The organism is Syntrophales bacterium (assembly GCA_023229765.1).
Lineage (GTDB): Bacteria > Desulfobacterota > Syntrophia > Syntrophales > UBA5619 > DYTH01.
In genome coordinates, this window is record JALNYO010000054.1 from 1 (window position 1) to 19,900 (window position 19,900).

Annotated in this window: 17 protein-coding genes; 2 read left to right on the forward strand and 15 right to left on the reverse strand. The window is 51.0% G+C overall.

Annotated elements, in window-relative coordinates; translation table 11 throughout:
- The first annotated feature begins 64 nt into the window (after positions 1 to 64).
- Positions 65 to 463: a hypothetical protein gene (locus M0P74_16950; GenBank protein MCK9365276.1), complete on the forward strand. Its 399-nt coding sequence runs from the start codon at positions 65 to 67 to the stop codon at positions 461 to 463.
- Between the two features lie 172 nt (positions 464 to 635).
- Positions 636 to 1,100, forward strand: a complete 465-nt coding sequence (locus M0P74_16955) for an HAD-IA family hydrolase (GenBank protein MCK9365277.1) — start codon at positions 636 to 638, stop codon at positions 1,098 to 1,100.
- Positions 1,101 to 1,324: 224 nt separating this feature from the next.
- On the opposite strand, the gene M0P74_16960 is transcribed toward M0P74_16955, so the two are convergent.
- From M0P74_16960 to M0P74_17030, 15 genes are all read right to left on the reverse strand, one after another.
- Positions 1,325 to 1,480, reverse strand: a complete 156-nt coding sequence (locus M0P74_16960; GenBank protein ID MCK9365278.1) for a hypothetical protein — start codon at positions 1,478 to 1,480, stop codon at positions 1,325 to 1,327.
- Positions 1,481 to 2,044: 564 nt separating this feature from the next.
- Complete coding sequence (gene rsgA, locus M0P74_16965) at positions 2,045 to 3,106, reverse strand: ribosome small subunit-dependent GTPase A (GenBank protein MCK9365279.1); 1,062 nt, start codon at positions 3,104 to 3,106, stop codon at positions 2,045 to 2,047.
- 203 nt (positions 3,107 to 3,309) lie between these two features.
- On the reverse strand, positions 3,310 to 3,468 hold the full coding sequence (locus M0P74_16970) for a hypothetical protein (GenBank protein ID MCK9365280.1): 159 nt from the start codon (positions 3,466 to 3,468) through the stop codon (positions 3,310 to 3,312).
- Positions 3,469 to 3,907: 439 nt separating this feature from the next.
- On the reverse strand, positions 3,908 to 4,159 hold the full coding sequence (locus tag M0P74_16975; GenBank protein ID MCK9365281.1) for a hypothetical protein: 252 nt from the start codon (positions 4,157 to 4,159) through the stop codon (positions 3,908 to 3,910).
- 192 nt (positions 4,160 to 4,351) lie between these two features.
- Entirely contained in the window at positions 4,352 to 5,515 is a 1,164-nt protein-coding gene (locus tag M0P74_16980) for a Fic family protein (protein MCK9365282.1), read from the reverse strand.
- A 129-nt stretch (positions 5,516 to 5,644) separates the two neighbouring features.
- On the reverse strand, positions 5,645 to 8,344 hold the full coding sequence (locus M0P74_16985; GenBank protein MCK9365283.1) for a DEAD/DEAH box helicase family protein: 2,700 nt from the start codon (positions 8,342 to 8,344) through the stop codon (positions 5,645 to 5,647).
- A 179-nt stretch (positions 8,345 to 8,523) separates the two neighbouring features.
- Positions 8,524 to 10,212, reverse strand: a complete 1,689-nt coding sequence (locus tag M0P74_16990; GenBank protein ID MCK9365284.1) for a site-specific DNA-methyltransferase — start codon at positions 10,210 to 10,212, stop codon at positions 8,524 to 8,526.
- Between the two features lie 11 nt (positions 10,213 to 10,223).
- On the reverse strand, positions 10,224 to 11,177 hold the full coding sequence (locus M0P74_16995) for a hypothetical protein (GenBank protein MCK9365285.1): 954 nt from the start codon (positions 11,175 to 11,177) through the stop codon (positions 10,224 to 10,226).
- Positions 11,178 to 11,406: 229 nt separating this feature from the next.
- Positions 11,407 to 12,147, reverse strand: coding sequence for a phage Gp37/Gp68 family protein (locus M0P74_17000; protein ID MCK9365286.1), 741 nt, complete (start codon positions 12,145 to 12,147; stop codon positions 11,407 to 11,409).
- The gene (locus M0P74_17005) at positions 12,147 to 12,980 is read right to left on the reverse strand and encodes a three-Cys-motif partner protein TcmP (GenBank protein MCK9365287.1); all 834 of its coding nucleotides are present in this window, start codon (positions 12,978 to 12,980) and stop codon (positions 12,147 to 12,149) included. The genes M0P74_17000 and M0P74_17005 overlap by 1 nt, the downstream gene beginning before the upstream one ends.
- A 334-nt stretch (positions 12,981 to 13,314) precedes the next feature.
- Positions 13,315 to 16,335 carry an SNF2-related protein gene (locus tag M0P74_17010; protein ID MCK9365288.1) on the reverse strand — a complete coding sequence of 1,007 codons (3,021 nt, stop codon included), beginning with the start codon at positions 16,333 to 16,335 and terminating at the stop codon, positions 13,315 to 13,317.
- Positions 16,336 to 16,393: 58 nt separating this feature from the next.
- Complete coding sequence (gene glpK, locus M0P74_17015; GenBank protein ID MCK9365289.1) at positions 16,394 to 17,893, reverse strand: glycerol kinase GlpK; 1,500 nt, start codon at positions 17,891 to 17,893, stop codon at positions 16,394 to 16,396.
- Positions 17,894 to 18,059: 166 nt separating this feature from the next.
- Entirely contained in the window at positions 18,060 to 18,332 is a 273-nt protein-coding gene (locus M0P74_17020; protein ID MCK9365290.1) for a hypothetical protein, read from the reverse strand.
- Complete coding sequence (locus M0P74_17025) at positions 18,329 to 18,613, reverse strand: BrnT family toxin (GenBank protein MCK9365291.1); 285 nt, start codon at positions 18,611 to 18,613, stop codon at positions 18,329 to 18,331. The genes M0P74_17020 and M0P74_17025 overlap by 4 nt, the downstream gene beginning before the upstream one ends.
- An 89-nt stretch (positions 18,614 to 18,702) precedes the next feature.
- Positions 18,703 to 19,900 (reverse strand): lactate racemase domain-containing protein (locus M0P74_17030; protein ID MCK9365292.1); only part of this gene is annotated, 1,198 nt, incomplete at its 5' end.

Consider the following 19,900-nt stretch of genomic DNA (forward strand, 5'->3'; position numbering starts at 1 on the left):
TATTCCTCCCGTAGTTTATGGCGCTCGGAATTGAACGCCGCGGGGAGTTATACACTGATTTTAAATGTTTTTCCGCCGCGTAGCGGCTTCGTCCAACAAGGTGGTTGAGTTCAACCGTCCGCTGGGCGACCGCAATGACCCTGACGCAAAAATCTCCCCGTTCAAGGTGATGCGGGGGAAGCAGCCCTACGATGCCGGAAACAATACGATGGCCTATGTCCACCTCTTCGGCGGTTACTGGAAGCACTTCGATTGGGGTAAGGCCATCGAAGATGGGATGAAAGCCGCCGGGATGCCGTACAGCGGCAAATACGGTTTCGTGGAGACCCGGATGGTCTGGCGGGTAAACCATATGGTCGTCCCGAAGGCGAAGGCCCTCAAATGCATGGACTGCCATGGTTCCAAGGGGCGATTGGACTGGAAAGCCCTGGGCTATGAGGGCGATCCGATGAAGAAAAAGTAACCGGGTTCAACGCCTGTGCGGGTTCCCTTCCCGGAGAACGGGAACCCGTCGGGCGCTTCTTCTAATTATTCCTGCTGTTTACGGAAAATGCCTGAGATGCGCCTATAACGTTCCACGCCTCACTGCACCTTGCTTTTTAAAACCATTTCCCTTATACAGATTGTCAAAGATCATGTCGCCACTGGAGTTGTCTATTGCTGGCGGCCCTTTTCTACCGCGACTGCAATTATCTCGCAAGACGGGTTCGTCGGACGGTTACTTTTCAAGCACAAAAACACTCCTTGCCGAATTAAAGAAACCTTCAATAAAAACGGAAATTATTACGAGGGATTGCCGGGCCGCGGTGCTGCAAGTTTTCCCCGATATCGAACTGTATGCCGATGCCACGCTTACCCGCGAAGATTCGCAAAATGTCAAACCCCATCCGGGCCATTTGCAAAAAGCGCTTGGCATCCTGGGAGTCTCGGAAAAGGAGGCGGCAATGATCGGCGATCATCCTACAGATATCATGACCGCCAGGCAGGCGGGAAGCTGCGCGGTCGGGGTCTTGACAGGAAGCGCCGACGAGAAAAGTCTGCGTGCAACCGGCGCCGACCTGATTCTCGCCAATGCGTTTGCAATCCTCGGACATATTTAGATGACACCCTCCTTAATCATCAATTTCTTGGCGCCCGTTTTTTTTCCTTATAAAACTGACATTCTATCCCGGAATTCGCGAACATTTCCATTGAAGGCAGCAAACGCGATTTGAACCCGACACTTCGGCAGCCGTATGGGAAATATTGATCGTAGGTGATGTAGAAATGCTGACACGATATGCAGTTAACCCCATTCTTCTGGTTATTTTTATGTTGTGTCTGTTTAGCCATTAGAATCAGTTACCGGTTTCGATTCATCTTTGTCGGCCTCACGCCGCACTCGGTTGGATTCCTTCTTGGCCGCTTGCTTCCGGCCCCAGTAAGCGCCGCGCCCCTTCTTTGGGCCGGTGTGCTCTGTTTTTTGAGCTTCATAAGCCATGTGAATGTCTCCTGGTTTTTACCGCGGGCTTGGTTTGCATCCTAACATTGATTTATGAAGCATAACAATGATGCAAACCGGCGCCTTTGACATCGCATTGATCAAGACCGTCAATTATGTTGTCAATTATTGAGTAATTGACAGGCAATTGACATCCCGATCAATTATGCTGTCAATTATTCCCCCTTTGTCAGGTGCCAGCGTACGCCTGCCCCTTTGCCGTTTCCAGAGAGGCCAGTTTTTCCCGCAAGCGGCGATCGTCCTTTGTTACGCCAGTTGCGGGAAAAGGCGGGCTTGAGCGATCCGATCCCATCAAAGTCTCATGGAGAGCTTTGAAAATCTATACCCTTTTGTCATTCCCGCGCAGGCGGGAATCTATAAGTTCCCGAAAAGACCTGATTCCCGTTTTCACGGGAATGACAATTAACAACATTTCGGGAGAAATTCAAAGTTCTCTCATAATCAGGGATCGGCATTGTTCATCTCCTTTTTCAGTAAATAACTGCATGGATCAGTGGCGCGCGTCAGCGCGTCCGCTGGGGCCGATTGTTCGTTGCACGTCATTTATTTTTTCATATTCTTCTTCGCTGTCTTAACGAAGCGTCCGAATGCCCTGTCCTTTTTACGTTTGTCCAAGTATGACATCTCATAGTGCTCTGACTCTTTCCTGAGTTTTAAATAACTGGAATAGCGCTCTTCACTCAACTCGCCGCTGGTAATTGCCGTAAGAACTGCACAGTCTGATTCCTGAGTATGGCTGCAATCGGCATAGCGACATGCCAGGGAAAGCTCAATAATATCTTCAAATCCTTTGTTTACCCCGTCACTGGCGCCCAGAAGGCCTAGTTCTCTCATTCCAGGTGTATCAATAAACATCATGCCTTTATCAAGAACAATGAGTTGCCGACGCGATGTTGTGTGTGTACCTTCTCCTGTTCCACTGACAGCTTTTGTATCAAGAGCATCCCGTCCAATCAGATGGTTGATCAGTGTAGACTTGCCGACTCCCGATGACCCGAGCAGGCAATATGTTCGCCCCGACATTAATACCTGCTGGAATTCGTCAAATCCGGAACCAGTTATGTTGCTAAGTGCAATAACCCTGGTCGTGATGCCGGCCTGTCTGATAGCAGCCAGCTTCTGCTGCAGCTCATCGGGCGATATCAAGTCCGTCTTGGCAAGAATGACAATCGGCTCAACATGACCGTCAGCTGCCATAACTAAATACCTATTCATTCTCGGTAGATTAAAGTCAAAGTGACAGGACTGGACAATGAAAGCAATGTCAATGTTGGCTGCAATCATCTGGTAGTCCACTTCTACGCCGGCACGTTTGCGGCGTAAAAACGTCCTTCGGGGAAAGACTTCATGGATGATTGCCGAGGCGCCATCATTGTGATACCGCACGGTGACCCAATCGCCGACACAGGGCAGTTTATCCGGGGACTCGACATGGAAATAGAACTTCCCGGCAAGTTCAGCGGGAATCTCTCTGAGCTCATTCCTGATCATGTACGAGTTGCGGTCAACTGCCGACACACGCGCAATGCCTTGATCCTCTTGACACACGTCATCGACATGTGCGGAAAACCAGGGATCAAAACCGAGATCAATCAATTTCATCATATCTTGTCACCGAACAGTGAAATCGGCAGGAGCACAGCAATCGGCAGGATTCAGCTTGGTACCCAATTTATTACCTATATTATCTGTTATTACCTAATTCCCGGTTTTATGCCATTTTGCATTTCTGCCGCGGCTCAGACATTCGACAACCTTTTGAATCTGAAGATTTTTGAGCACCCTGCGGATCAACAATATCACTCCTTTTATTTTCCATCAAAATCAGTTACCGGTTTCGATTCATTCTTGTCGGCCTCCCGCCGCACCCGGTTGGATTCCTTCTTGGCCGCTTGCTTCCGGCCCCAGTAAGCGCCGCGCCCTTTCTTTGGACCGGTGTGCTCTGTTTTTTGAGCTTCATTAGCCATGGGGATGTCTCCTGGTTTTTACCGTGGGTGATCAGTGGGTAAAAGGAGGTCAACCTGTTTATTGAACGTGAGAGGCTTTTTCGTGTATTTCATGGGGCCTCGGCGGGACAAATATAAAATCCGCCAGAATTGAGCATGCTTCCGAAGAAACAGAGGCTTGGCGGATGTGCTGGCCCTGCTATAGCCATCGGCGTGGCAATGTCAAGCAAATTTTGCCTGTCGGTTTGGCTGCCAGTCCTGAAAGACACGTAAGAATTTGAAATTTTGCAATCCATTGATCCATCCTGATAACGTTACCATATCACTTCAAATTTTGAGGCTATGTCCAAGACTAAATTGGGACTGTTCTATTTCCCTGGAATAATTTGTCCATAATTGGAACCGTCCCCATTGACATCTCAATCGTAATTTAATAAACTGTCACCGAAATTCTTCGTTGTCATTCGTCGCTGATTTCGACACCGTGCTTTTTGGCGGCGCTCCGGATGCGCTTCTTGATTTTTTTGACTTCGTCCGCGGCGTATTTAGCGGCGTTGTCTTTGTGGTTTATGTAGGACCACGCCGCTCGCACATGTTCCGGCGTGTCCACCGGATACTTGTTATTGACCGGATCGGCAAACTCGACATCGCCATACTTGCGCTCACCTTCTTCCGGTTTCACGTCCTCGCGCCGCTCGATTTTGTCACTCATCGCTTTCTCCTTTTTTGACAGGCCATCGCTACTGGGGGGCGGTTGTACGGCGGCAGGGAAAACTCATCGGCCAATTTTAGAAAGAGAAGGTAGGTGAGCTGTTCCAGGTAGTCGCCGTAACCCACGCCGTCGTAGCCAGGGTGTTACAGAAGCTCCAGATCTTGGAAATGATGCTTGAGGCGTTGTCGTTCATTATTTCTTCTTCCTCAGCGGCATGTAGCCGCGCATGATGTCGATGTTCCCCTTGTATTTGTCCTTCTCTTTGACGATCAGTTCCAGTTTTTCCAGCTCCGCAAGGTCCCGCATGAGCGTCGTCACAGAGAGGCGGGTATATTCCCTGGCCAGTATGCCGGAGCCGTCGATGAGTTCTTCGGTCGTTTGCCACTTGTCCACGGGAAATTGCAGGGCCAGGGTCCTGCGCCGCTTCACGATGGCGCGCGTTTTACCCGTGGCCTTCTTGCTGTCGAGGACGTCATAGATGAGCTTGTGCCAGGTCGTCTCCAGCAAGTTCTTCTGCACCACCTCCAGGACGTTTCTCAAGCCGTCCCGGAATCCGAGGACGGCGTAATGGATGAACCAGGACAGATCCCGCTCCCGGACGCAGCGATCGAGCTGCCGGTAGTATTCCTGTCGGGTTTCGTTGTAATGGTTCGACAGGATGTGCGAGGCAATATCCGGCAGGCCGGCCCGCAGGAGAATATAGAATTCAATCAGCCGGGCTGTGCGGCCGTTGCCGTCCCCAAAGGGGTGAATCATGGCTATGTATGCATGAGCCACGATCGCCTGGAAAATCTGATCGGAAAAGGACTGCGTGCCCTCCTCGTAGCGGAACGTCTCTTTCATCCATTCGCAAAAGCGGATCATCAGGGGGGCCGCGTCGGTGCCAGGCGGCGGCCGGTATGCCCCCACGACGACATTGTGCCCCGCAGCCCTGAACTTGCCGGGAATGCCCTGAAAGTGTTCCCCCAGGTCCTTGCCCACGCAATAGTTGAATCGCTCGATCAACTCGCAAGACAGGACGAAGGCCTTGTTTTCCGCGATCACCTCGGCGCGAATCTGGTTGAGGACGGTGATGACGTTCTTAACCTCGATCTGCAGGTACTCCTTGCTGGGGGGGAGCTTTTCCCCGGCGTCGATGCGGGCCACCTCCTCTTCCGAGAGGGTGTTTCCTTCGATTGCCGTAGTCGCTCGGGCGCCTTTCCGCAGGGAGACCGAGAGCAACTGTTTGCGATACTCCGGCTTGATCGGTGCGGACGAGATCGCCTGAATGATCGATTCGCTCTGTCCCAGCCGGAAGATTGTCTCCTCGTCAAGACGCCAGTTTTTCTGGAAGGGAATATGTTCATAGTTTTGCATACAATGGCTCCTATATGTTATCTGCATTAAAGCGAATTTGCAAATTCTATATAGTATTTGTCATAGAATATGTCAATAGGTATGCAGGCAATTTGTCATTATTCAACACCATACATCGTGGTCCGAACCTTACTCCACAAACTCCCGTTTCTCGGCCAGATAGGCCACGCTCATGTTCGGTAGCACCTCAGTGTGTGGTATAAGCAGATATTTCCATGGCTTGCCACCGTTTTGCCGGGTATGTTCCGAGGCATATTTGCAATACTGGAGCGCCGCCCTGGCCTTGGCCCGCACCTCCGGCTGCTCCAACTGGTTATCGGCTTTGATCTCGACAAGATAGATAGCTGTGGCTATTTCCACAACGAAATCCGGTTCATAGGTGCGGGAGGTCCGCAGGTCCCAATAGATTTTGAATTGTTTTGGCGCAGGTCGCAGCCATTTGACGACTTCCTTGTCGTTTTCCAAAAGGGCGGCAAAATCCTTCTCCCCTTTCGCATCAAATCTGCACAGTGAATGGCAGGACTTCTTGAACCCGGAAAAGACCTTCTGCGGAATGGCGCTAGTCGGAGTGATCGTGTCGGTATAGTGGTGGATGCTGTCCGTCTGAATCTTGGTCAGGTTGTGGCCTTCGATTTCCGTAAACGGCTTGACGACGGGTTCTTCAAAAGACTTGGTCGTGCAGTAGAAATGGGGCTTCATCTGGGCGTAGATGAAGCCTGCAATCTCCTTTTTATGGAATTTGGCCACATTGACGAGTTCCTCTTCCGTCAAATAGCTTTTCAGTTTTGTGATGGCCTGCCCCACGAGCTTGTACAGCAGATCAGACTGGGTATCATAATCGACCTCCGGCAGGCTGATCAGTTCGTTGAGAATCATATTTTCCGGCTTGTCCGCGGCAATACCGTATTTGCCGATAAGGGTCTGCTCGCTGTTTTCCCGGCGCGCCAGAAAGTGAATCAGGATTTCTTCCGATACAGGCGCATAATTGAGATTCTTCGCATCGAGTTCGAAATCATGGAACCCCGAATCCACTTCATCGGACGGCTGGATGACAATGCGCGGAATCTCAATGATATTGCGGATAAATTCACTTACGGTATCGTTATAGGCATTTTCGATCTCCTCGACAATCTGGGCGGCAAAGAGATTTTGCTGCGGGTCCGCCAGAATTGTCTGCTTCACCTTCTCGACGACGATTTCTTTAATTTCTGCCGTTGTGAGCTCGGCGGCGCTCTTCACTCTATTGTTCACCTGGGGGAGGGTTGCGAAAATGGTTTTCCGGATCTCCAGCGTCAAGCCTGCCGCCGCCTTTTCCGTCGATTCCGGCATAGCGTCTATTCTTGTCTTTTCGGCCTCCATTTTCTCTTCCAAAGTAGTCTTGGCGACAACAACCTCCTTGCGCCCTTCGTATTCGGCCGGATCGATCTCGATGATGTTCTTCTGCTTGATGATGGAGCCGGGCTTGTTGGCTTCCTCGATGATGCGCTGGAAATTGTCGTGGGCAATGATGGTCAGCTTGTCCACCTTGTCGTCGCCCGTGCGCTTGCCGTAGGGCAGGCGCAGGCCGCGCCCGATGGTCTGCTCTGTCAGCGTCTCCGAAGCGGAAGCCCGCAGGGGGATTATGGTATAGAGATTCGTCACATCCCAGCCTTCTTTCAGCATATTCACATGGATGACGATCTCGATCTTGTTTTCCGGATTTTCCAGGGTCAAAAGCTGCTGGATGTTTTCTTCCTTTTCCTCCCCTCGCTGATTGGAGTGGATCTCCATCACCTTGTCGGCGTAGCGTCCCTCAAATAAAGACTGGATCAGGGCCTTGACCTGGGAGGCGTGCTCCGTGTCCTTAGTCACCACCAGCACAAAGGGCTTCACGGCTTTGCATTTCTCATTGCGGGCGTAAATCTCCAGGGCCACCTTGGTGTCTTCATGGATGCGAATACCGTCCTCCAGCTTGATCCGATCCAGCTCTTCCCGGCCGTAACCGGAGGGGTCGAAATTCTTCCGCGTCGCCACGGCGGGCTCCTTCACAAAACCGTCTTCCATGGCCATGCCCAGGCCGTACTGATAAACCACGTTTTTGAACAGCTTCGTGCCGCCTGTTTCGGTTTTGGGCGTGGCCGTCAATTCAATTCCCAGAACCGGATTCAGTTCGTTGATGACCTGCATGCCCCGTTCGGCGCGGTAGTGGTGCGATTCATCCATCAGAATCACGAGGTCGTCCAGATTCGCCAATTGTTCGAAGTAGGATTGGCCGATATATTCGGAGAGCCGCTTGATCCGGGGCTGTTTGCCGCCCTTTGTTTCCGCGTTGATCTTGGAAATGTTAAAAACGTTGATATTGATGGATTCGTCGAAGAGGGGAAGCGTTCCCCTGCTCGTGTAGTTGTCGCCCGTAATGATCCCCGGCGGCCGGTGGACAAAATCGCCGATACCGGGAAAGACGTATTTGGGGCTGCGGGAATTGGAAAAATCATCGATCAACTTGTTGTAGATAGTCAGGTTCGGGGCCAAAACGAAGAAATTCTTGATCCCCTTGGCCTGGTTGAGCCAGGCGATGAAGGCGCCCATGAGACGCGTTTTACCCACACCCGTCGCCAAGGCAAAGCAAACGCAGGGAAAGGTGCGCTCGAACTCGGTAAAAACGGCAGCCGTGCCTTTCTCCATCGCCCGTTCCGCGTCATAGGTACAGACCTGCTCCTGCGCCGCACCAAGATCGGAGTTTTTCCGCAGCGTCAGACGATCCGCAAGGCCGCCCAGGATCTCCAGACTCTCGGTTTGGGGCGGGCGCAGACTCAGGCGATTTTTGATGTACGCGGCGTACTTGTCCATTCAACCTCCTAAAATAACACCTGCCCGAATGCCGGGCCTCCTCCAATGCTGTCATCCCCAAATGCTTCTGTCGGGGATCCATTCATCAAACAACCAACCCATGGATTCCCGCCAAAAACCTGCGGGAATGACAAAAGCAGGGCTGTCATCCCCGAGTGCTTCTGTCGGGGATCCAGTAATCATTCCTCCATGCCTTCAAAGATACTCATTTGATTGGAATGCCCGGCCTTTGCCTTCTTTTCTTTCCCAGTTTCCATTACCGGCGGACCGGTAGGTACAAACTCCGGTTCATCACCGCTGCGCGGCATATCCACGATGTTCAGGCTGTAATCGTCCCGGCCGAATTCACACTTGCCCAGCAGCATAGAGGGAATCTTCTTGACCGTAATGCTGTCAAATCTGCCGTCGGCCCCGTCAAAGTGGGACTTGCAGCAGATCAGCAGGCTTTCGCCGAGCTGCATTTCCTCATGGATTCTGTCGAGATGTTCCGGCGTCAGATGCACCGTGGTGGTGAAGATAAAGTCCTTCTCCGACGATTGCCCCTGTTTCCAGTAATGAACCTCATCGGGGCTGTAACGGAAGTTTTCATGCTTCGCCATGGCAGCGGCCAGCATAGGGGCATTGTAGTCGGCATTGATGACCCACTGGTCGTAGCGGTCTTTCTGCAGCAGGCTCGGGGCCATGTCGTAATACTTAAAACCGCCGCCGCCCTGCCAGTTGAAGACCTGGGAGATGCCACCCTGATCGGTCCCGTCGCAGACCTTCTTCATCCGTGGGAGAATGTGGGTATGACAATGCTCGCCCAATTCGACCATGATCCACCGTCGCCCCATCTTGTGGGCTACCGCGCCGGTAGTGCCGGAACCGGCGAAGGAGTCGAGGACGAGGTCGCCAAGATTGGTGGCAAGGGACAACACTCGTTCAAGAAGCCTTTCGGGCTTTGGGGTATCAAAAATGTCTTCTCGATTGAATGCTCTTACCTCCAATTTTGCTTCATGGTTATGTCCAACCTCGTCAGCCGGCCAAAATGTTGCCGGAGGGCGTGTCGGATTTTCTTCAAGGTATTGCTTTACATAGATTTCCCAACGTGCTTCTTTTTTAATGTATTCAAGAAGTTGCTGATTCACTGGAACATTCTCTTTTTTCCATCTCCATCGGCCCTCGGTTCCATCTGGTTTTACAGGCCAGATTTCCGAACCATCTGGCGCGGCAATGGGATACCACATTGAAGGACGATCTTGACGTTTCGATTCTGAGCCTTCTTTCCGAAGAGATCTTCGCCGGTAATATTTACCAATCTCCTGATCAAAGTAACCAAATTGTGCCGAGTTCTGATTTTTAGAAATTGGATTTACAATAAATTGATCAGTTTTTTGGTAAACCATTATATGATCATGGGAAACACTGAATCCTCGGGCGTCCATTCTTTCGCTATAAACCTTTTGCCATAGGCAATTGGCCACAAAATTCCCCCGTCCAAACACCTCATCACACAGCACCTTCAGATAATGCGCCTCATTATCGTCAATAGTAATCCAGATTGAACCATCCTCCGCCAGCAGCCGCCGCAAAATCTCCAGTCGGTCCCGCATCATCGTCAGCCAGAGGGAATGCTCCAGACCGTCGTCGTAGTGGGCAAAGGCGCTGCCCGTGTTATACGGCGGATCAATGAAGATGCATTTGACGCTCCCGGCAAAGTCCTGCTCCAGCGCCTTCAGCGCCAGCAGATTATCCCCGAAGATCAGCATATTCTCCGTATGACCATCGCCATAGGAACGATCCGGATCTTCAATCAAGATCCGCGGCTCCAGCTTCGGCCGCTTTTCCTTGCCGATCCAGGTCAATTCGAGTTTTTGGTTACTGTTCATAACTATTATGCTTACTCATTGTTTTTATGTCCTTGATAATTCAAGACATCATCTCCTTTTCCTTTTCCCTTGCCCTTACTCTTCAAGAACTGTCCCCCTTCTTTTAATGTTTTAGGCAAGTCAACCATTGGAACCATAGTGAATTTCTCTTTCGTGAAATCAAATTCTCCTGGCTCTACATGCCATTCTCCTGCGCTAATTACACTGTTAGCATCAACTGTTGTTGTATCACCGCCACCCCTACATATCTCGGATTCACCAGCAGAATTTCGAAGTGTAAGTTCTATTTCCTTAATTTGAGGCATTTGTAATCTTAATTCTTCGTTATCAAATTCAAAAAAAATCCATCCCATAATGGATTCTCCAGATCTTAATTGTGCTGTGTGCGCTAATTTGTCAAAGCTATTCTGCGTAAAGTTAAGACGCCTGCATTTTTCCAACCCATTCAACATATAATAAACATTATCTCCAAGAAACCCCATGCTGTGGAGATTGTACCATTTCTCTACGATCTTACCGCTTGGTTTATATTCATACTTAAATCCACCCCCTGGAGTCTCTCTTACCATCCTAACCCCACCCTCGTCGTATCTTAAAAGTGCTCGGCACTGATAGCTAAATATACGAGCTACAGCAGACCTGTTGTTAACGACTTCAAGAAATAAAGCAATATTCGGAGTAGATATAGTATTGCCTAACGCCGAAGGATAAACCATAAAAACAGCACCTGGATAACTGAATTTCATTGTGATAATAAAATTACATCTGAATATGTCTTTTTTTTCTTCGGGCAGGACCATAAAACCAAATACACAAAGGCAGGCAGCTAAAAAAAATAAAGCGGCTAATCTTAACCACAAGGATCGTTCAATATACCAAAAATTCCAAATTGGATAAACCAGCAATCCATAAATAACTAAAAGGCAGGCAATTATAACCGGCAACGTTTTGGGGAGAAATTGCATAATTATCCCCACCGCGATGCTAAACAAAGAAAGGTATAGCTCGATTGGCTTTTGCATATTTATATTTTTATCTCGATACCATCTTTTTCTGTGTCAAAAAAATCATAGCCAAATCTTTCTATTCCGAACTGGCCCACTACCAAAAATCCCGGACACGGGACAAATTAGCGGTAAAAGTGTTATTCTTGTGGTAAGTTAAAAACTGAAGACCGCGTTTTCCCTCTCCCGTTCAGGCCAGCGCCACCGGAACCATATTTTGGTATTGCCGGGGCATTTGCTCCCATGTCCTGCCCTGGAGTTCCTTCCCCGCTTTCTTTTTGTGAAATCCACCCCATTGCTTGAAGAAAAAAGGAACGTTTGCTCTTAAACACTGTTCCTTAATTTCGATGACCCATTCTTCTTTCATTGCCCGGGCACCGGGACCGGACTCTCCGCCGACGATGACCCAGTCGATCCCCTCCAGACTGAGGCCGGAAAGCGATCCCAATAGCGGTTCAATCGAAAGGAATTTCACATGGGCTCCTGTTATCCGCAGAAGGTCTGCCCGGTAGGTATAGTCGCTGTTTTCAACACTTATTCCCATCCAGATATTACTGGTCCACGGCAACTCTTGGCTCAATTCTGCAAGACGGTCTGCCCGTTTTGTGAGTACCTGAAAAGTGTGCCAAGGCGCTTTTTGCATGACATCGAATACCTGCTTGATGAAGTCCGTCGGAATATCCTGCAGAAAGAGGTCGCTCATGGAATTGACAAAGATGGTCTGAGGCTTCTTCCATGTCAGGGGCAGTTCCAAAACATGAGGGTGAAGCGTTAAGTTAAAGCCATTGATATAGTTTTTCTGTCCCATGGCCTGTAGACGTTTTGCCATGCGTTCGGCATAGCAATGCTGACATCCGGGGCTGATTTTTGTGCAACCGGTCACCGGGTTCCAGGTTGATCCGGTCCATTCAATTGCGGATTTGGCTGCCATCAAGTAATCCCTCTGTTGCGATATTTGTTAAAAATGTCGATTACAATGCTTTCTGCTGCCGGTTTCTGCGAGGCAAAGAACAAGTAATATACGGTGGCTCCTTTGCTGTTCCGCATGGGAATGGGCTCCGGAACATATTTGAATCCCGCAATTTTCTTCAATCTTTTTCGAAAAGCCTGCACAATTTCTTCGTTGGATGTTTTCTCTTCGTAACCGAATAGATTTTCGGTTGTATCATACGCTGCTTGCCGCCAAGATTCATCGCCCCAGAAAGCGGTCATGCGCGCCGCCTGTTCCGGATCTACCTTATCCGGGTTTCTCCACAGGACGTTGCGATTCATATCAGCAACCGGAAAATTAAGAAAGACTTCTATGCTCTTCATCTGCCCGGCAGTGAGCAAGACATCCCACTTTAGATGCAATCCGTACGGATCAAGAAGACAAAGCGCTCTTTTGTAATCTTCATATCTGGCACGAGGGAAAACTTCGCGGAGAAGAATCTCGTTGCAGTCTCCTTCATGGATGTTCACGTTCATTTCCGGATATGCCGCAGCCATCTGCTGGAGTAGATCAACCTTTTCACTATCCAAATCGATCAGGTGATATTCCCGAAAAGGAGGATTCAAAAGTAATGCATTGAGAGGACTCCCTTTAATAAAATCACCGGTTCGCTTGGAAATATGGGCACCAGCACCGGCAAAGGCATCTATGTACAGGTAGTACAGAGAGGTTTTTTTCTGTTGTGCATTCAATATCCGGGAGTAGACACCAGCATATTCCCGGACGATATCAAGCTTAACTTCTGACCAGTAGCCGATTTCATCGTATTTCATGCCCCCTCCTAACAAACTTTTCTGGGTAGTTTACAGGGTAGTTTTCTGGGTAGTCCCTCCACCCTCTTCAGAGAGGGCTTTTTATCCATTTCTCAGCCACACATCCTCTTGCAAATTTAAATATATAAAAATATTGATATTTGTAAAGATATTTGCCACAGTCCTCTCAATACGGCGTTCCGGAGGTGGATGGCAATGTCATTGGAGGCCCGTAAGGGCCTTTTTTTGGATTCCCGACTACTGCCTCGGGAATGACAAAAAATGCAACCGAAATCAATCATCCAATTCCCGTCTATCGAAATTCTCTTCTTCGTAACGATATCGTGAAAGTACGCTACATCACCTGCCAGCGGATTGCAAATAGCTCCTGCGTTTTTATCCGCTGCCGCAACCTTGCTTCCACGTCTGCAATCAGCCCTTCCTTGCGGCTTTCGATTTCGTCCTGGGCTTCGAAGAGGTTCCGGCGCAGGGTGTTGCGCTGCTTTTCCAGTTCCTTGATGGCTTTCTGAGCCGTCAGTTTCTCGTCCAATCGGAGGATTTTCTTGGATTCCGTCTTCTGAAACTTGATCTCCCGATCCAGTTCCTTTAACTCGAATTCCAGGCCGCTTTTCAGATCATCCGCCCATTTTTCCAGCTTTTCCATCTCCCGGTCGAAAAAATGGCCGTTTCTGGCGCCGATGGCCTCCACGATCCGGTCCCGGCGGGATTCAAAGACCTGCTGGAGCTGATCGCGGCCTGCCTGAACGTTTGTCGGTTCCCGGCATTCTCCGGGTAACGAAAACAACCGCCGGGCCTGCTCCTCGTCCAACACAGCACCATCTTCCGTGACGGCGCAGAAGATCAGGTAATCTTCTGCTTCCAAGGCCTCAACGGACATGCCGACCAGGGACAGATACCCGGATGCCCCCACGAGAGGCTCCAAAATGGATATCTTCACCGATTGTCCGGAATAATCGAAGCGAATGTCTGTTTCCGTCAGTTGCCTGCCGATCGCGGCGTTCAGGATGTTCTGCGCGAGGGGGTGTCCGATGCGATAGACGTGGGCATCTTCCACGTGCCTGCCCATTCGATAGAGGCCAAGGGGGATGGCATGGCCGCCAAAGGGGTTTTCCTTCAGCCGAAATGCCGTTTCTCCCGGAACAAAATCGGCATGGGGCCGGAGAAAGTGGCCGGTCAGTTCCCAAAGCCAATTTTCATATTTACTCAGGTACGTCGTACTTTCCTTCAGGTTGACCCGCAGCTTTTCATGAACCTCTTCGTCGAAATTTTCCAGGAGGTTTTTCCTGGTGAGCTTCATGTTCTCGTCTATTTCCGTCTCCAGTTCCCGCTGAAGTTCGTCGAACGAGTTCTGGATTTCTTCCGTCGTGCGACACTCCTGATAAATTCTGACAATCCTTTTTTCGAAATCCACCCCCGACTCGATGGTTCCCAACACTTCGTCGCTGGCCCCGAAGACACCGTCAAAGAGGGCAAATTTCTCGGAAAGCAGTTCAAAGACACGCTGATCGGCAGCATTGTTCCGGTTCAGAAAGTTGACCACCACCACATCATGGGCCTGCCCGTAACGGTGGCAACGCCCGATCCGCTGCTCAATCCGCTGGGGATTCCAGGGGAGGTCGTAATTGACGACGAGAGAGCAGAATTGCAGGTTGATCCCTTCAGCCGCCGCTTCCGTGGCAACCATGATCTGGGCTGGCCCTTTGAAGCGATCCACCAGGGCGGACCGCATATCGGCCGTCCGGGAACCGGATATTTTATCGGTCCCTTCATGCTCATCGTGCCATGTCCGGTAGATTTCCCGCGACAAAGGATCATTGTTGGAACCGTTGAAAAGGACAATTTGCCCGTCATATTCAGTTGCGGAAAGGATGCGGACGAGATAGTCCTGCGTTCTTCTGGATTCCGTAAAGATAATAGCCTTTTGTTCGGCGCCAAGCTCTGCGGCTTTGGCAAAACCCGCCTTGAGCGCCAGTAGGAGTGCCTGCCCTTTGGCGTTCTGGGTGATGGAGGTCGCCAGGTCCCGGAAGGCTTCCAGATCGGCGATTTCGTGCTTCATGGCCTGGATGTCTGCGGCGGAAAGTTCCTCCTCGACTTCGTTCTCTTCCCATTCATCCTTGATTTCTTCCAGGATTTCGAAGTCTTCGGCCAGCTTTTCTTCAAGCAATGCTGGCATTTCCGAGGGGTCAGTCGGGAATGCATGGGTTGGTGATGTATTAAAAGATGGATCCCCGACTAAAGCACTCGGGGATGACAGCTTATGGGGCGGGGATGACAGGTTGTGGGGCGGGGATGACGAGTTATGGGCCAGGGATGAAAAGTTATGGGCCGGGGATGATGGGTTAGAAGAGTCCTCCAATTTTGCGTTCAATCGACGGACTAATGAATCCAAGGCTCCGGCAATGGCAAAGGTTGAAGAGGCCAGGAGCTTCCGGAGAACGAGAGTCATCAGGGTTCGCTGGCTTGCGGGCAGAGCCTGCAGGTTCTCCCGGCGGAGATATTCGGATACCAGGTCATAGAGCACCTGCTCATCGGGTGTCGGAACGAAGTCCTGCGTTATGGGAATGCGGTTGGTGTACTTGATGTATTCGAGCACCTGCCGCCGCAAGGTCCGTTTGCAGATGGGCGCCAGGCGGGCCTTCAGATCGTCGAAATTGATATCGCTGGTCAAGCGGGCAAACTGGCTTTTGTAGCTCCGGATATCGCCGAAGGTGTGATCGTCGATAAAACTGACCAGGCCGTAGAGCTCCAGCAGTGAATTCTGCAACGGCGTGGCCGTCAGCAGCAACTTGGGTACGCCTTCTATTACATCCTTGATCGCACGGGCAATCTTGTTGGCAGGTTTGTAAACGTTCCGCAGCCGGTGGGCCTCGTCGATAACGACAAGATCCCAGGCGACTTCCCTGATCCGGTTCGCCTTATTGCGGGCAAACTGGAAAGACGTGATGACAATTTCGTTCTGCTGAAAGGGGTTCCGGCTTCCCTGTTTGAGATGCTGATTATAGGATTTGGTTTCCAGAATCAGGGAGGGGAGGAAGAATTTCTCCAGCAACTCCTGAGTCCATTGCTTTCTCAGACTGGACGGAACGATGATGAGAATCTTCCGTTTCCGTTCGGCCCATATCTGGGAAAGTATGATCCCCGCTTCGATAGTTTTGCCGAGACCAACCTCATCTGCCAGAATGGCGCCGCGGGAAAGCGGCGACCGGAAAGCAAACAGGGCCGCTTCAATTTGATGCGGGTTTAGATCGACCTGAGCATCCGCCAATGATGCCGCCAGTTTTTCCAGGCTGTCCGAAGAACAGCGCTTTGTCAACTCATGGGCATAATATTTTGCGTGATAGTCGGTTATTTGCAATTGGCTACAGATTCCTTTATTTATGGGTAACCGCCGGCATCAGGATTCGATACTTTTTTCAAACTTCCGGGTTGGACACCCAGACCTGGGCGGCGCTCACCGCGCGCCGCCAGCCTCTGATAAGCGATTGGGCCTCCGCCTCTTTCATGCGGGGAGAAAATATTCTGTCTATCTGCCGCTGCTTTTTGATGTCAGACATCGTACTCCAGTAGCCGACGGCAAGCCCCGCCAGATAAGCAGCGCCCAGGGCGGTAGTCTCGGTTATCCTGGGGCGCGCCACCTTTGCCCTGAGCAGATCGGCCTGAAACTGCATCAGCAAATTATTGGCCGTTGCCCCCCCGTCAACACGCAATTCTCTAAACGCAATGCCGGAGTCCTTCTGCATCGCCCGGATAACCTCGATGGTCTGGTAGGCGATGCTCTCCAGCGCCGCCCGGGCGATGTGCGCAGCCGATGTGCCCCTGGTCATGCCGAATATGGCTCCCCGGGCATGCTGATTCCAATAAGGCGCGCCCAGCCCGGCAAAGGCGGGGACAAAATAGACGCCGCCGCTGTCCGGCACCGCACCTGCCAGCTTTTCGACATCCGCCGCCTTGCCTATTATTCCCAGTTCGTCGCGCAACCATTGGACAACTGCGCCGGCAATAAATATGCTCCCCTCTAGGGCGTACTGCGTCTTGTTCCCTATTTTCCATGCTACCGTGGTCAAGAGCCTGTTTTTCGATTCCACAGGCTTGTCGCCGATATTCATCATGATGAAGCAACCGGTGCCGTAGGTGTTTTTCACCATTCCCGGCTCGGTGCACATCTGCCCGAAGAGCGAGGCCTGCTGGTCGCCGGCAATTCCCGCAATGGGAACGGAGGATGAAAAGAGCCCCGTGGATTCTCCGTACATCTCGCTGGAAGAACGCACCTCCGGCAGGAGCGACGCGGGGATTCCGAAGAGATCGAGCAGCTCCTCGTCCCACTGAAGGGAGTGGATGTTGAACAGCATGGTTCGCGACGCGTTGGTCACATCGGTCACATGCAGTCTGCCCTGGGTAAGGTTCCAGAGCAGCCAGGAATCGATTGTCCCGAAGGCAAGTTCCCCTTTTTCGGCCTGCTTGCGGGCGTTTTTTACATTGTCGAGTATCCAGCGTATCTTGGTGGCGGAGAAATAGGCGTCAATGACAAGACCCGTTTTTTGAAGGATTATGCTGCTGTAACCAGCGGTTATTAACTTGTCGCAGAAATCGGCGGTGCGTCTGTCCTGCCAGACAATGGCGTTAAAAACGGGCTTCCCCGTTTTTTTGTTCCAGACTACCGTGGTTTCGCGCTGATTGGTGATTCCGATCGCCGCGATACTGTCACTTCCCACACCGGCCTTGGCAATAGCTTCCGTCGCAACGCCGGCCTGGGTTGACCATATCTCCTCAGGGTTGTGCTCAACCCAGCCGGGCTTCGGGTAGAGCTGCGTGAATTCCTTTTGCGCGACGGCAACCGGCAGGCCGTTTCTATCGAAGATGATCGCCCGTGAACTCGTCGTCCCCTGATCGAGGGCAAGAATGAAAGTTTTCATCTTATAAAATCCACCATTTTGCCCCTTGTCTTCGTCACTGACATTGAATTACGCATCGTTCGTCCCGGAAAGATTCAGCCATATTTCACTGTCCAATAGTCATTGGGGTGATTGAGGGACATCTGAACAACTCAAGGTAATGCAGTCGATCCCGTGAGGCGATCTGTTATCCGGTCTTTATTTTTATATCACCTTCTATGTAACGATGAATGACCCCGGAAATAAGAGTTTGATAAGGCATGCCCATCTCCATCGCCTTTTTTTGAATACCAACAAAGTCGTGGTCATATAGGCGAATCGTTACACGCCTGTCTTTTTTAAGGGTATTATTAGCCGCTGCCCTAATCGATTCAATTTCTTTTTTTAATGGAGCGGCCAGCTTCATCTTGCCCTTTTCCAAAGCATCAAGAATATCTCTTTCTTCTTTATCGTATTTCATTGTTTGCTCTCCAGTTCTTCTTTATACATCTTTGTTGCTTTTCTGCTGGGGATTATGGTTTTTAAAAATATGCACTCTTTTTCAATCACATAAGGAACGATGTGAATGTAACCATCAACAATAACAAAATACAGCTTCTGTCCCGGATAGATTGACTGGTCGGGATGATCAGTTATTTTCCATACATCGCCCCGAGAAAGATGAATGATTATTTGTTCGAAAGATACATGCCTTTCATCTTTTAACCATTCATTTTTTTCAGGATTCCACTCGTATTTCATGGTCAAGTTGTACATCACTTGTGTGTACGCATCAAGCGATATTATTATTTAGCGGATAACGGCGGAGCTAAACGGTGGCGCGCAGCGGTCTACATTGGGGGCGGTTTCATATACTGCATCGTTCCGTCCTGGATGACGGCGACGCGGGCGTCAGCCGGGTAATCCTGCTCCAGCAGGGCGAGCGCCTCGGGCCATGTCTTCACGACGGCCACATCATCGATATGGCAGACCATGTCAAGCATCGTCCTGTCCGGATACGGGGTAAGGACAATCAGGCGTTTCAGGGCGGCAGTGAGCGTTTTTTCGCCCCGGGCCTTCGCGAGATAGTGGCGGCCGCCATAATCACTCCCCCAGGCCCGCATCACGTAGTGGGGCACCTGTCCTCCCGGCGCATCGGCAATCAAAATTGCCGTGCCGGTGCAGTCGTGCTTCAGCGCCATGAGGGCCGGGACGAGGGCGATAATCGCCTCACTCGCCTTTCCGTAGGCGTTGCCGACGGCAATATCGTAGCCGGAGGCGTAGGGTATCCCGTAATGCTCCTTTGCTTCCGCGGCGCCGACGGCATGCGTGCTTTTGAAGGGCCCGGCATAGAGATTGGCGATTTCTCCCCGCCGGTTTACCAGACAGTCGATCTTGAAGTTCAAACCCGCCAACCCGGCGGCGGCATCACACTCCGCCCGCATGATATTATTATCGAAATTGCCGAGACCGGTACGGCTCTGATCCCGGTAGAGCTGATTATGAAACTGGTTGATCGATTCGAGCCCCGCCACGCCAGGAAAGACTATTTTCCCGCCGCCGCTAAATCCCACGTGAACATGGGTAGTTACGCAACCAATCCCGACCTTCAGATCGCAGTTCATGAATTCGCGATTGAACCAGACCTCCACCCCGGTCGGCGTTCTTCCCGCCCGGACGGTGTTCTGAAAAGGATCGTGGTTATAAACTGCATAGTTCTCGACAATGTAATCCCCCAATTTTTTCCGGGCGCTGGCCATATCGTAGGCGCCATGACTGCCCAAGGCCCAGATGAAACGGATCTGCTCCTTCTCCAGACCGGCCTTGTGCAGGGCTTCGAGAACAAAGGGAGCCACTTCCCTGACCGGGGTGGGGCGGGTCATATCGTCAAACACGATGACGGCCTGTTTTTTCCCGCGGGCCAGCTCTTCGAGAGTTTCGCCCTCCAGTGGTTGAGATATCTTTGTCTTTATTTGAGCCGGCGTGAGCCCCGGCTTGTCAAAGCCGGGGGAGGTCAAATTGTCAACATCCCAGCGCTCGGGAAAGGCG